Source organism: Microbacterium sp. zg-B185, assembly GCF_030246885.1.
Taxonomy (GTDB): Bacteria; Actinomycetota; Actinomycetes; order Actinomycetales; family Microbacteriaceae; genus Microbacterium.
This window is the reverse complement of record NZ_CP126739.1, coordinates 998,161-1,011,308: the sequence shown is the minus strand read 5'-3', so window position 1 is coordinate 1,011,308 and position 13,148 is coordinate 998,161. Positions and strand designations below refer to the sequence as shown.

At 69.9% G+C, this 13,148-nt stretch carries 14 protein-coding genes; 5 read left to right on the top strand and 9 right to left on the bottom strand.

The window, feature by feature from the left end; translation table 11 throughout:
* Positions 1–272 precede the first annotated feature (272 nt).
* The 4 genes from QNO12_RS04730 to QNO12_RS04715 form a co-directional block, all read right to left on the bottom strand.
* Positions 273–2,084 (bottom strand): YhgE/Pip domain-containing protein, encoded by a 1,812-nt coding sequence (locus QNO12_RS04730; RefSeq protein ID WP_257502716.1) that lies wholly within the window; start codon positions 2,082–2,084, stop codon positions 273–275.
* Positions 2,081–2,737, bottom strand: coding sequence for a hypothetical protein (locus tag QNO12_RS04725; RefSeq protein ID WP_257502717.1), 657 nt, complete (start codon positions 2,735–2,737; stop codon positions 2,081–2,083). The genes QNO12_RS04730 and QNO12_RS04725 overlap by 4 nt, the downstream gene beginning before the upstream one ends.
* Before the next feature lie 160 nt (positions 2,738–2,897).
* The gene (locus QNO12_RS04720; RefSeq protein WP_257502718.1) at positions 2,898–3,419 is read right to left on the bottom strand and encodes a dihydrofolate reductase; all 522 of its coding nucleotides are present in this window, start codon (positions 3,417–3,419) and stop codon (positions 2,898–2,900) included.
* Entirely contained in the window at positions 3,416–4,225 is an 810-nt protein-coding gene (locus QNO12_RS04715) for a thymidylate synthase (RefSeq protein ID WP_257502719.1), read from the bottom strand. The genes QNO12_RS04720 and QNO12_RS04715 overlap by 4 nt, the downstream gene beginning before the upstream one ends.
* 122 nt (positions 4,226–4,347) lie before the next feature.
* Between QNO12_RS04715 and QNO12_RS04710 the strand changes: the two genes are divergently transcribed.
* The 4 genes from QNO12_RS04710 (at position 4,348) to QNO12_RS04695 (ending at position 6,813) form a co-directional block, all read left to right on the top strand.
* On the top strand, positions 4,348–4,785 hold the full coding sequence (locus QNO12_RS04710) for a TlpA family protein disulfide reductase (protein WP_257502720.1): 438 nt from the start codon (positions 4,348–4,350) through the stop codon (positions 4,783–4,785).
* Positions 4,778–5,371, top strand: a complete 594-nt coding sequence (locus tag QNO12_RS04705; protein WP_257502721.1) for a DUF4395 domain-containing protein — start codon at positions 4,778–4,780, stop codon at positions 5,369–5,371. The genes QNO12_RS04710 and QNO12_RS04705 overlap by 8 nt, the downstream gene beginning before the upstream one ends.
* A 100-nt stretch (positions 5,372–5,471) precedes the next feature.
* A complete protein-coding gene (locus tag QNO12_RS04700; protein WP_257502722.1) occupies positions 5,472–5,897 on the top strand; it encodes an OsmC family protein in 426 nt (141 codons plus the stop codon).
* Positions 5,890–6,813 carry a TIGR01777 family oxidoreductase gene (locus QNO12_RS04695; RefSeq protein ID WP_257502723.1) on the top strand — a complete coding sequence of 308 codons (924 nt, stop codon included), beginning with the start codon at positions 5,890–5,892 and terminating at the stop codon, positions 6,811–6,813. The genes QNO12_RS04700 and QNO12_RS04695 overlap by 8 nt, the downstream gene beginning before the upstream one ends.
* Here the strand turns inward: QNO12_RS04695 and QNO12_RS04690 are convergent.
* Together QNO12_RS04690 and dapB are read right to left on the bottom strand one after the other, a co-directional pair.
* A complete protein-coding gene (locus QNO12_RS04690) occupies positions 6,810–7,259 on the bottom strand; it encodes a hypothetical protein (RefSeq protein WP_257502724.1) in 450 nt (149 codons plus the stop codon). The genes QNO12_RS04695 and QNO12_RS04690 overlap by 4 nt on opposite strands.
* On the bottom strand, positions 7,256–8,068 hold the full coding sequence (dapB, locus tag QNO12_RS04685; protein ID WP_257502725.1) for a 4-hydroxy-tetrahydrodipicolinate reductase: 813 nt from the start codon (positions 8,066–8,068) through the stop codon (positions 7,256–7,258). The genes QNO12_RS04690 and dapB overlap by 4 nt, the downstream gene beginning before the upstream one ends.
* Positions 8,069–8,146: 78 nt before the next feature.
* Here dapB and QNO12_RS04680 point away from each other — a divergent pair, with 78 nt between their 5' ends.
* Positions 8,147–8,659 (top strand): GNAT family N-acetyltransferase, encoded by a 513-nt coding sequence (locus tag QNO12_RS04680; protein ID WP_257502726.1) that lies wholly within the window; start codon positions 8,147–8,149, stop codon positions 8,657–8,659.
* Here the strand turns inward: QNO12_RS04680 and QNO12_RS04675 are convergent.
* The 3 genes from QNO12_RS04675 to QNO12_RS04665 all read right to left on the bottom strand — a co-directional run bounded on the left by QNO12_RS04675 (position 8,656) and on the right by QNO12_RS04665 (position 12,973).
* On the bottom strand, positions 8,656–9,258 hold the full coding sequence (locus QNO12_RS04675; RefSeq protein WP_285178289.1) for a histidine phosphatase family protein: 603 nt from the start codon (positions 9,256–9,258) through the stop codon (positions 8,656–8,658). The two genes, QNO12_RS04680 and QNO12_RS04675, sit on opposite strands and share 4 nt — an antisense overlap.
* Before the next feature lie 96 nt (positions 9,259–9,354).
* Positions 9,355–10,389, bottom strand: coding sequence for an aldo/keto reductase (locus QNO12_RS04670; RefSeq protein ID WP_257502727.1), 1,035 nt, complete (start codon positions 10,387–10,389; stop codon positions 9,355–9,357).
* 292 nt (positions 10,390–10,681) lie between these two features.
* On the bottom strand, positions 10,682–12,973 hold the full coding sequence (locus QNO12_RS04665; RefSeq protein WP_257502728.1) for a polyribonucleotide nucleotidyltransferase: 2,292 nt from the start codon (positions 12,971–12,973) through the stop codon (positions 10,682–10,684).
* Positions 12,974–13,148: the final 175 nt, after the last annotated feature.

Genomic DNA, 13,148 nt, shown 5'->3' with positions numbered 1-13,148 from the left:
GCGAAGCCAGCGCGGTCAGCAGGAAGCCGAGGATGAACGCGCCGCAGAGGTTGACGATCAGCACGGCCCACGGCACACCGCCGTCGGCGGGAAGGGCCAGCGAGAGCCCTTACCTGCCCGCGGTGCCGATCGCACCGCCCAGCAGCACGTAGAGGATCAGGCGCGGCTGCGCGAACGCCGGCTTGGGGTTCTGGCGGGTGCTGTCGCGCCCGTGTTCTACGACGGTCATCGGTCTGCCTTCCTTCTCGCGGCGGGGGCCGCGGTCTCTGGTGTCATTGGATGATGCTGGGCTGCAGGTCGCGGAGGGTGAAGAAGCGGGTCATGCGCACCACGCCGGCCAGCGCCGCGACGGCGGCGACGGCCGCCCACAGCAGCACGACGCCGATGTCCGTCCAGACCCGGGAGATGTCGCCGCCGTACATCACCTGCCGCAGCGCATCGACGACGAACCCCATGGGCAGCACCTCGTGAAGGGCCGCCAGCGGCGGCGGCAGCGTCTGCCAGGGGAAGGTGCCGCCCGCGGTTACCAGCTGCAGCACCATCAGGACCAGGCCGAGGAATTGGCCGACCGCTCCCAGCCAGACGTTCAGGGCCAGGATGATCCAGGTGTACGACGCCGAGGCCAGGACGAGCAGCCCGAACACCGCCAGGGGGTTCGCGAACCGGAAGCCCAGCGCGAGGGAGAGCACCCCGAACAGCCCGAGCATCTGGACCGCGCCCAGCAGCGCCGGCGTCAGCCAGCCCGCGATGGTCACGCGCACCGGCGCATCCATCGCCGACAGCGCACGGCGCGAGACGGGCTTGACGATCAGGAACAGCGCGTAGATGCCGATCCAGGCCGCCAGCGCGGCGAAGAACGGGGCCAGCCCGGCGCCGTAGTTCTGCGCCTGGGCCAGAGCGCTGGTGTCGATCCGCACCGGATCCGCCAGCACGGCGCTCTGCCGTTGGCGGGTCGCCTCATCGTCATCGGGCACCTGAGCCACGCCGTCCTGCAAGCCGGTGGCCAGCTCGCCCGCCCCGGTGGCCAGCTCGCCGATGCCGCTGCCGAGCTGGTCCACGCCGCCCACCAGCTGGCCCGCTCCGGATGTGGCGGTGTCAAGGCCGGACGCCAGCGTCGAGGAGCCGGAGGCCACCTCGTCCGCGCCGGCGGCCAGCTCGTCGATCCTGCCGACGGCGTTCTGAAGCCGATCGTCGAGAGTGCGGATGCGGTCCCCGACCGGGGCCAGGGCCGCGAGCGCCTGATCGATCTGGGCTTGGCTGAGCCCCGCGTCGGTGAGCACCTGGGTGATATCGGACTCCAGCTGCGGTAGCCGTGCGGTCGCCGCGGACGCCAGCGACCCGGCCTCGTCGGCGATGCCGTCCAGTTCGCGCACTCCGGCCGCGACCTGCGCGGATCCGGAGGCCAGGGCCTGCGCGCCGTCGCGCAGCTGGACGGTGCCGTCCGCGAGCTGCTGCGCCCCGGAACGCAGCTGTTGCACCCCGGAACCGGCTGTGCCCAGGCCGCTGACCAGCTGCGATGCTCCGGATGCCGCCTCCGCCAGCTTCGCGCGGATCTCCGCCAGCCCCGCCAGCACCGCCTCCGCCGCCGTGGTCACCACCTTCTCGGCGACGACGGTCTGCACGCGCTGCACCGCCTGGGTGCCGATGGTGGAGGCGAGGTAGTTGTTGGCGTCGTTGGTTCGCAGCTGGATGCGCGCACGCTCCGGATCCGACCCGGTGATGGATGCGATGTCGGCGGAGAAGTCCTTCGGGATGACGATCGCGAACTCGAAGCGCCCCTCGATGAGACCGGCCTCCCCCTTCTTCTCGCCGATGGCGGTCCAGTCGAAGGTGTTGCTCTTGAGCAGTTCCTGCGAGATCTCCTCGCCCAGATTGCGCTGAGAGCCGTCGATCTCGGCACCCTGGTCCAGCACGATCACCGCGGCGGGGATCTCGGCCAGCCGATCGTAAGGGTTCTGGTTGGCCCACAGATAGAACCCCCCGTACAGGATGGGCACGCACAGCAGCGCGAACAGCGCCAGGGCGAGCATCGGCGTGGACACCAGGCGCCGAAGCTCGGCCGCGACCATGTGCGAGATCTTCACGTGGTCCTCTTCGCGGAGGGGAGCGACTGGTCCTCGTCCGCCGCGGGCTCGTCCGGTGTGCCCAGCTCTGCGCCCAGCACCAGCCGCGAGGCCTCCCCCGCGATGACCAGCACCGCCATGCCGCGGCCGGCGAACTCGTCTGCCAATCCCCACCACACGCGCGGGTCGCCGCCGTGCCGGTCGGGCGAGACCAGCACGAGGCCCTCCACGCCCTTGCGCAGGGCCGCCAGTTCGCACAACAGGCGCAGACGCTGCGGCGGCTCGAGATTGCTGAAGGGGCGGCCGGCGACCTCCGACATCGACTGCTCCTTCAGCCAGCGGCGGGCGGACACCGGTCCGGAGCGGTGCCCCGCGAACATGAGCTCCTCGGCGACCACGGCCACGACGGCGACGTTGGGCTCCGGCGCGGAGATATCCGGCGCGTCCACGAGCGCGACACGGCGGCGCAGCGCCGCGGGATCCGCCCTGCCGTCGATGAGCACCTCGCCCGTGTCGGCGTGCATGCGCCCGGAGGCGAGCAGCCCCAGCACAGTCGGCCGTTGCTCCGTTTCGGCGAAGCCGAATGTGCTGCGTCCGGTCTCGAACAGCACGCTGGTGACCGGTAGGGCATGCTCACGCTCGGCCTTGGCCACCGCGTTCAGCTGAACGCGCACGCGTCACCGCGCCCTCGGTACCATCGGCCTTCGGCGAGTGCGGCGGGATCGGGCGTCCATGTCCACTCCCTCCGGGCCGATGGTGCGTCGCTGTCCCCACTGTCGGCCCCACTATGGTCGGGGACGGTTGCCACCGCAAGGTCCCGGGTGCTCGGAGCGCTCAGGACCCGCCGCTGCGCTCCATCCGCAGGAAGCGGTAGCGGATGCCGCTGGTGGAGGTCGCCCAGCCACGACCGGGATCCGCGCTGACGACATCCCAGCCGGTGCGTGCGGGGGCGTAGGTGTCGCCCGCGACGGTCGTGTCCAGTTCGGTCACCTCGAGCCGGTCCGCCAGCGCGATGCCCTCCCGGAACAGCTCGCCGCCGCCGATCAGCCAGATCCGTGCGGGACCATCGCCGGCCGCGGCGGCCAGCGCGGCCTGCAGGGAACCCGCGCGCTCGGCGCCGGGAGCCGACCACCTCTCGCTGCGTGTGACCACGATGTTGCGACGCGCCGGCAGCGGGCGGAACCGCTCGGGCAGCGAGTCCCACGTCTTGCGTCCCATCACCACCGGCGACCCGGCGGTGACCGCCTTGAAGTGCGCGAGGTCCTCCGGAACATGCCACGGCATACCGCCGTCGCGGCCGATGACACCGTCCGCGGCCTCGGCCCAGATCAGGCCGAGCCTCGAGGCTGCGCTCATACCGCGACGGCGCCGCGGATCGCGGGATGGTGCTGATAGTCCTCGATGACGAAGTCGTCGTATTCGTATTCGAAGATCGAGTCCGGTGTGCGGGTGATGCGCAACGTAGGCGGCGGGAACGGCTCGCGCTCCAGCTGCTGCCTGACCTGCTCGATGTGGTTGTCGTAGATGTGGCAGTCTCCCCCGGTCCACACGAAGTCCCCGACCGCCAGCCCGGTCTGCTGCGCGACCATGTGGGTCAGCAGGGCGTAAGAGGCGATGTTGAACGGAACGCCCAGGAAGAGGTCGGCGCTGCGCTGGTAGAGCTGACAGGAGAGTCGCCCATCGGCCACGTAGAACTGGAACAGCGCGTGGCAGGGCGCCAGTGCCATGTCCGGGATGTCCGCCGGGTTCCAGGCGGAGACGATCAGGCGGCGGGAGTCGGGATTGCGGCGGATCTCGTCGATGACGCCCGCGATCTGATCGATCGTCTCTCCGGACGCGGTCGGCCACGAACGCCACTGCACCCCGTACACCGGGCCGAGCTCGCCTGCGGCATCGGCCCACTCGTCCCAGATCGTGACGCCGTGCTCCTGCAGCCACGACACGTTCGACTCGCCGCGGAGGAACCAGAGCAGCTCGTACACGATCGACTTCATGTGCACGCGCTTGGTCGTCACCAGCGGAAACCCCTGGGACAGGTCGAAGTTCAGCTGCCGGCCGAACACACTGCGCGTACCGGTGCCGGTGCGATCCGTCTTGATCGCACCGTGCTCGAGCACGTCGCGCAGCAGGTCTTCGTAGGGGTTCGGGGTGGTCGCAGACATCGAGTCGATGGTATCCCTCCCCGGTCGCGGTCGCCCCGCCCGGCGGTACGGCGTGCCGTGCAGAACGTCGGAGTTCCCACATCCGGCTCTTATTCAGCCGCAAGCAGTTAGCCTGGGATGCTGTGACCCTCGTTCCCGCCCTCATCGGCCTCGCGCTGCTTCTCGCCGTGACGGTCGCGCTGGGTGTGTTCGTCAGATGGCGCCAGGGTCGCCCCCGGCGGGATATCCCGCACGAGATCGTCCAGCCCGCGCGTCTGGGTGCTGAAGCGCTCGGCCGGACGGCGACGCTGCTGCAGTTCAGCACGGACCTCTGCTCGCGCTGCCCGGGCGTGCACCGCACGCTCGCCTCGGTCGCCGAAGCCCACGACGGCGTCCTGCACCTGGACGTCGACGTGACCCACCGGCCGGACATCGCGAAGCACTTCAACATCCTGCAGACCCCGACGACCCTCGTGCTGGACGGTGACGGCGCGGTGCAGACCCGGTTCGGCGGCAGCCCCAACCGTGACGTCCTGGAGCTGGAGCTCAACCGCCTGACCGGGCAGCCGGCGAGTGTCTGACCGAACGGCCGGGGACCCGCGGGGCCTCGATCCCCGCGGCCCCCGCTTCGCGGCCGGCATCACATCGCTGCTCCTGCTCGTCGACGTGCTGCTGGGTCTGACCGGGCTGTCCACCCGGCGCGGCGGCGCAGGCTTCGGCTGGTACGCCTACGCGCCACTGTCGAATACGACGTTCACGCCGGAGGGCTGGGCGATTCACTCGGCCACCCTCGCACAGCGCGCACTGGATCCGGCGTTCCTGCTTCTGGTCGTGCTCGCACTGCTCTTCCTGTGGGGTGTGCTGTCCCCGCGTACGGCACCGTGGGGCGCGGTGTATCGCAGACTCGTCCAGCCGCGATTGAGTCCGCCCGCCGATCTGGAGGATCCCCGGCCCCCACGATTCGCGCAGGGAGTGGGCCTGGTGGTGGTGATGATCGGTCTCGTGCTGCACCTGGGCGGGGTTCCGTGGGCGCTGCCGATCGCGGCCGCGGCCGCCTTCGTCGCGGCTTTCCTGAATGCCGTCTTCGGGCTCTACCTGGGCTGCCGGCTGTACCTGCTGCTCCAGCGTGCGGGCATCGTGGGGCGTGCGCGTCCCTCCGCGGCCTGATCCGGACCGGCGGGTTCGATCGGTCGCGCTGTGCGGACCGCGCCGTTAGGCTGACGGCAAAGCGTCCGGCGCGCGGGCGCATCCCGATCAGGAGGTTCCGATGACCGTCACGAGCGAAGCCAAAACCGTCTGGAAGGGCGGTTTGACCGATGGATCCGGCACGGTCGCGTTCCAGTCCTCCGGCATCGGCACGTTCGATATCAACTGGAAGGCGCGCAGCGAAGGCTCCACATCGTTCACCACGCCCGAAGAGCTGATCGCCGCCGCCCACGCCTCGTGCTTCAGCATGGCGTTCTCGAACGGGCTGGCGCAGAACGGCACCCCGCCGGAGTCGATCGAGACGACGGCGTCCGTGACCTTCAAGCCCGGCACCGGGATCACCGGAAGCCACCTGAACGTCAACGCCGTCGTGCCCGGACTGGGCCAGGAGGATTTCGACCGCATCGCGGCCGATGCCAAGGTCAACTGCCCCGTCTCGCAGGCCCTCGCGGGCATCGAGATCACTCTCGAGGCGACGCTTGCCTGAACCGGCTGCCCGGACGCGCCGGATCGTCGTGGCCGGCGCATCCGGACTGATCGGGTCCGCCCTGGTCGCCAGCCTCCGCGCGGACGGGATCCGGGTCACCACCCTCGTGCGCCGTCCCGCGGAGATGGCCGACGAGATCGAATGGCTGACCGACGCGTCGCCGCTCGATCCGGCTGTCCTGGATGGCGCAGACGCGGTGGTCGGGCTGAACGGGGCATCGATCGGCCGATTCCCGTGGACCTCCGGCTACAAGAACACGCTGCTGTGGTCGCGGATCACGCCGGCGCGCGCCCTCGCACGCGCTGTGCGTGAACTGGGCACCGACGCCCCCGCGTTCCTGTCGGCCTCCGCCGTGGGCTACTACGGGTCAGCACCCGGCCGGGTGCTGACCGAGAGATCCCCGCGCGGGGAGACGTTCCTCGCCGACCTGTGCGGGGAGTGGGAGGCAGCGGCGCTGGGTGCCGGGTCGCGTGCGCGCGTGGCGCTGATGCGCACGGCGCCCGTGGTGCATCCGGAGGGCGTACTGAAACCGCTCGTGCTGCTCACCCGTCTGGGTGTGGCCGGCCCGATCGCCGGCGGACAGCAGAAATGGCCCTGGATCTCGCTCGCGGACGAGGTGCGCGGCATCCGTCATCTCCTGGACGCCGACATCGAGGGTCCGGTGAATCTCGTCGGTCCGAACCCCGCGAACGCGAACGACCTCGGCTTCGCGCTGGCGATGCGGATGAACCGGCCGTTCGTCGTGCCCGCACCGGCCTGGGCGCTCAGGCTCGTGCTCGGCGCCGACGCGACCGAGGGGCTGCTGACCGGCGATGCCGCCGTGCTCCCGGTCGTGTTGGGCGAATCCGGATTCCGCTTCACCTCCGAGACGGTCGAAGAGGCTGTGGATGCCGCGGTGCCCGCACCGCCGGACTAGCGACGACGCGACCCCGTCTCCAGCTGGATCGCCCGCCGCACCGCGGCACGGGCTCGTCTGCGGTCGCCGGCGGCGTCGTACGCCAGACCGAGCCGGTACCAGGCGCGCCAGTCGTCCGGATCCGCCTCGACCTGGGCCCGATAGGCGGGAAAGACGAGATCCCCGTCTTCGCGCATGACTCTGCCGCTCGGCCGTACCGACACCTCGTCATCGGGCAAGCCGCCCTCGGTCTCGAGCCGGCGCGCGAGCTGCTCGGCGCGGATGCCGAACCACAGCTCGCGTCCCAGGGCCCAGGCCGCGATGACGGGCAGCACGACCAGCGCCGCGCCCATCGCGATGCCGATCGGCTCTCCGCTGATCAGAAGCAGCCACGCCCGCTGCGCGACCAGGACGATGTACAGCACGAGGAGCGCCGCCATCACCGCGACACCGATGCGGGCGCTCATGCTCCGGTGACGCGGGCGACCTGGCCCGGTACGTCGGTCTCGGCGACGGGTCGCTCCGGCGCCGGTTGGGGCATGCGGATGCCGATGTCCAGGAAGCTGTCCAGTCCGATGAAGACGCCTCGGGCGTCGCGAGCCGCTCCCAGCGCCAGCCGGATCCCGGGGGCGTAGGCCAGAGCGGGCTCGACGGTGTCGTGGGTGAGCGTGAGCGACTCCCCCGGACCCGACAGGATCACGTCCTGCCGCGCCACGACCCCGGGGCGGCGCAGGGAGTGGATCGGAATGCTGGCGACCTGCTGCCCTCGGGCGCGCTGGTCGACGTGCGGCGATTCGACCGGACCCACCTCTGCCCGCGCTGCGCCGATGAGCTCCGCCGTGCGCACCGCCGTCCCGCTGGGTGAGTCGATCTTGGTCTCGCGGTGCGCCTCGACGATTTCGACGGACGGGAAGAAGGGCGCCGCCGCCGCGGCCAGAGCCGTACCGAGGACTGAGCCGAGCGAGAAGTTCGGGATGAAGACGGCGCCGGTGCCGGCGGCGGCCACGATCGGGCGGATCAGTGCGATGCGTTCCGCGGACCATCCCGATGTGCCCACCAGCACGTTCATGCCTCGCTCGATCGAGGCGCGGACGACGTCGATGGACACGGCCGGGCTCGAGGCGTCAACGACCAGATCGGCGCCGTCGAGCTCGGACAGCTGCGACTTCGAGGTGAGCGTGGCGATGACCTCGAAGTCATGCTCCGTGTCGATGACACCCCGGATGATCCCGCCCAGCTTGCCGGTGCCGCCGACCAGGGCCACGCGTGTCGTCATGGATCCCATCGTATCGGCGGCACGTCGTGCCGGTCGTGCCGTGCGGCCTCGCCGGGCGCCGCCGGTACGCTCGAGACCATGCCGACGATCACTCCGCTTCCGGTCGACGACCCTGCTGCGCACGAGCTTCTCGCCGACTACTTCCGCATGCGCACCGCCACGTTTCCGGGGCACACCTACGCGACGGTCTTCCCGGATCCGGCGGCCTTCGAGCCGCCCCAGGGCGTGTTCCTCGTCGTGACGGACGGCGAGGACGGGGTCGGATGCGGCGGCATCCGCCGCATCGAGGACGGCCCGCACGGGCCGCGGTACGAGGTGAAGCATCTCTACCTGCGACCCGAGACCCGGGGTCGCGGGTGGGGCCGTCTGCTGATGGAGGACCTCCGGCGGCGGGCTGCGGAGTTCGGCGCCGCCGAGCTCGTCCTGGACACCCACCACACGCTGGAGGCCGCCGGCCGCTTGTACGAGGCCACCGGCTTCGTCCCGATCGACCCGTACAACGACAACCCGAATGCGACGCGCTGGTACGGCAAGGCGCTGCAGTCCGGAACTGACGGCGGCAGCGCCGCGGTGATCGACGCCCCGAGCTAGACCAGGGGATCCTCGGGCAGGCCGGTGCGCAGCTCCATCGGGAGATGCCCCAGGTCGTTGTGGGAGACCAGCGTCCAGGGGCGGCCCTGCTTCTGCGAGATCACGGTGAGCCCGCAGTGCGCTTGGTTCAGCGTCATCCAGCGCCAGTCCGGGGCCCCCAGCACTTCGCGCACGAACCACCCGATGACGAAGTTGTGCGTGATGAGCAGTTCGTGCACCTCGCCGCTCTTGCGGACGAGGTACTCGCTGGCGGCGTCCGCCATCTGCGCCCGGCCGGCGTCGACCTCGGCCTCGGTCACGCTGCCGAAGAACGGCTCGAACACGGCCGGGGTCTGATCGGTCATGCCGGTCGGGACGCAGTCGAACAGCAGAGACGACGGCTCGGGCGAGAGAGAAGGCATCCGCTCGGCGACGGCGCGAGCGGTCTGGCTCGCCCGCTCCAGGGGCGAGTGCCACACCGCGTCGAAGGGGATGCCCGACAGGCGATCGGCCAGCAGCGAAGCCTGCCGCCGACCACGCGGTGAGAGCGGCCCATCGACGAGTCCGTGCTCGGCATCCTGATGCTCGCCGTGCCGCACGAGGTAGATGTAGTGCGTCACGCCAGCTCGCTTCGTCGGGGGTCGGGGTGCTTTACGCGTACCCTCCCAGCCTATGTCACGGGCTGTAGCGGCAGCCCGCGATCGAACCTATCGGCGCTATTCGGACGCGCGTGCGATATCGGCGAGCTGGACGCGGCTGAGCTGGACGCCGACGCCCTGCACCAGCTCTTCGACGTGGTGTGCGGCGTACGCGTTGACGATGGGCGCGGCGATCAGCTTCTGCGCGAGCAGCCACGCGACCGCCACGGCGGCATCGGGCACGCCCAGCTCCGTTCCGACCGCATCCAGGGCGCGCAGCGTGCGGCTTCCGCGCCGATTCATGCTGGCGGCGATCTGAGCGCCACGGACGGACAGTCCGCCGCGGAGCTTCGTGCGGTGCCGGCCGGCGAGGAACCCGTGCTCGAGCGGGTGCGACGGCGTGACGGCCATCCCCTGAGCTCCTGCGACCAGGCGCAGATCGGCATCGAACTCGTGCCGGCGCAGCACGTTGAACGGCACGTCGAGCACGGTGATGCGCGGATAGCCGGCAGAGGCGAAGATGCGCGCCTCGACGAGTTGGGTGGCGGTCAGGCCGACGGCGCCGATCGCTCGCGCCTTGCCGGACTCCACCAGCCACTCCGCGGTGGCCAGGGCGTCTTCGAGGTCCGCGTGACCATCGGTGGCATCCAGGTAGAGCACGTCCACACGGTCGGTGCGGAGGCGAGTGAGCGAGGCCTCGACCGCGCGGACCAGGTTGACCGGGCCCAGGCCCGGGTTGTCGGGGTGCCCGCCGACGCGGACGGCGAGGGTGATCTCATCGCGCAGTCCGCGGGAGTGCAGCCACTGGCCGATGATGTGCTCACTGCGGCCGCCGGCGAAGCTGTCGGCCGTGTGCAGCGCGTTGCCGCCGCGCTCCACGTACGCGTCCATGATCTCGTGGCTGGATTCCAGGTCGACGTTCCAGCCGAACTCGGCACCACCGAGGATCAGCGGAAAGATCGCGAACCCGGTCTCTCCGAGGGGCACCCGGACGCTCTCGCCCACGGCCGGACCCTGTACCGGGATCGGTGACGAGGGGTGCACGTCAGCGAGCGCGGTCGGCGCACCGCGTCTCGTGGACGAGATGGCAGAGCCGACATCTGATCGAGCCATCTCCCACCCCCTCACGTCGGCTCCGGCCGAGCCTCTGTGTCTTCGAAGTCCGCGCCCCCCGGCGCTTTCTTCGAGGTTAGGCCGCCCAGGAACGCGAGCCGCTCATTCCGGTGGCCTGTCGATAAACATTCGATAACACTTGGGTCACGAAGCGGGTATGATCCGCGTCCTGTCCGCCGTTCGGGGGACAGATGGTCTAAAGCGGATGCCCGCTCCCCCGATTTGGGGGGAACGGGCATCCGTGACCGAAGAGCCGCGATCAGCGGCCGCTCGAGTGTGGTGCGGCTCGGGCTCAGGCCTCCGCCGGGACCTCCGCACCGGGGGTGGCCGCGGGGCGACCCTCCTGGCCGGCGGACTCTTCGACGACCGGCTCCAGCGACAGCTTGCCGCGGTCGTCGATCTTGGTGATCTTGACCAGCAGCTTCTGGCCGACGCTCAGGACGTCCTCGACGTTCTCCACGCGCTTGCCACCGGCGAGCTTGCGGACCTCGCTGACGTGCAGCAGTCCGTCCTTGCCGGGCAGCAGCGAGATGAACGCACCGAAGGTCGCGAGCTTCACGACGGTGCCGAGGAACTGCTCGCCGATCTCCGGGTTGGTGGGGTTCGCGATCGCGTTGACCTGGGCGCGGGCTGCTTCGGCGGCAGGGCCGTCGGTGGCGCCGATGTAGACGGTGCCGTCCTCCTCGATCGAGATCTGGGCTCCCGTCTCGTCCTGGATCGCGTTGATCGTCTTGCCCTTGGGGCCGATGAGCTCGCCGATCTTGTCGACCGGAATCTGGACGCTGATCACGCGGGGCGCGGTCGGTGCCATCTCGTCCGGACCGTCGATCGCGGCGTTCAGAACGCCGAGGATCGTCAGCCGAGCCTCGTGGGCCTGCTGCAGCGCGGCGGTCAGCACCGACGACGGGATGCCGTCGAGCTTCGTGTCCAGCTGGATCGCGGTGACGAACTCGGACGTGCCGGCGACCTTGAAGTCCATGTCACCGAGGGCGTCCTCGGCTCCCAGGATGTCGGTCAGCGCCGCGTAGCGCGTCTGGCCCTCGTGCTGGTCGGTGACCAGTCCCATCGCGATGCCCGCGACCGCGGCCCGGAGGGGCACGCCGGCGTTCAGCAGCGACAGGGTGGAGGCGCAGACCGAGCCCATCGACGTCGAGCCGTTGGAGCCGAGAGCCTCGGACACCTGACGGATCGCGTAGGGGAACTCCTCGCGGCTGGGCAGCACCGGCACGAGTGCGCGCTCGGCAAGGAAGCCGTGCCCGATCTCGCGACGCTTGGGACTGCCCACTCGACCGGTCTCACCGGTCGAGTACGGCGGGAAGTTGTAGTGGTGCATGTACCGCTTGTGCGTCACCGGGGACAGCGAGTCGATCTGCTGCTCCATCTTCAGCATGTTCAGCGTCGTGACACCCAGGATCTGGGTCTCACCGCGCTGGAAGATGGCCGAGCCGTGAACGCGCGGGATGACCTGCACTTCGGCGTCGAGCGGACGGATGTCCGCCAGCCCGCGGCCGTCCATGCGGACGCCCTCGGCGAGGATGCGTCCGCGCACGATCACCTTGGTGACCGACTTGTACGCCGCCGAGAACTCCAGCGTGGCGACGGGAGGCAGTTGGCCCGACTCCACGGCTGCCAGCAGCTCCGCCTTCACGGCATCCTTCAGCGCATCGTCGGCGTTCTGGCGCTCGATCTTGTCGGCGATCTGGTAGATCGGCACGAGCTTGTCGTAGGCGCGGCCGGCCACGAAGTCGTACGTCTCCTGGCTGTACGGCAGGAAGACCGGGAACTGCTTGATCGGCTTCGCCGCGGTGTTGGCCACGACGTTCTGCGCGGCCACGAGCTGCTTGATGAAGGGCTTCGAGGCTTCGAGGCCTTCGGCCACGACCTGCTCGTTCGGCTTGACGGCGCCGGCCTTGATCAGGTTCCAGCTGCCTTCGGTCGCTTCGGCTTCGACCATCATGATCGCGACATCGTCGTTGCCGTCGGCGTCGGTGATGACGCGACCGGCGACGATCAGGTCGAAGACGGCCTCCTCCAGCTGAGTCACGGTGGGGAACGCGATCCACTGGTCGGCGTGCTCGCCGTGGCCCGGGATCAGCGCCAGGCGCACGCCGGCGATCGGACCGGAGAACGGAAGACCGGAGATCTGAGTCGAGAGCGACGCAGCGTTGATCGCGAGCGCGTCGTAGAACTCGCCGGGGGCGATCGACAGGACGGTCACGACGATCTGCACCTCGTTGCGCAGACCCTCGACGAACGAGGGGCGCAGCGGGCGGTCGATGAGGCGGCAGACCAGGATCGCCTCAGTGGAGGGGCGGCCTTCGCGGCGGAAGAACGAACCGGGGATCTTGCCCGCGGCGTACGAGCGCTCTTCGACGTCGACGGTCAGCGGGAAGAAGTCGAAGCCTTCACGAGGATGCTTGCCGGCGCTGGTGGCCGACAGGAGCATCGTCTCCTCATCGAGGTAGGCGGCGACGGCACCCTGCGCCTGCTGGGCGAGGCGGCCGGTTTCGAAACGGATGGTGCGGGTGCCGAAACGGCCGTTATCGAGAACGGCTTCTGCGGCAGTGATTTCAGGACCTTCCAAGAGGTCTCTCCTTCTTTGTTTAAGCTCGCTCGCCCGTATGGCGCGCGAGCATGTCGAAGGAGCAGGAACAGGCAGATTATCGGCGCGCGACAGTCCGTCGCGCTGTACCTGCGCTGGTCACCAGTAGAAGACCACCGAGTCTCACCCTGGGGTGATGGAGCGCGGCGGAGCGCGC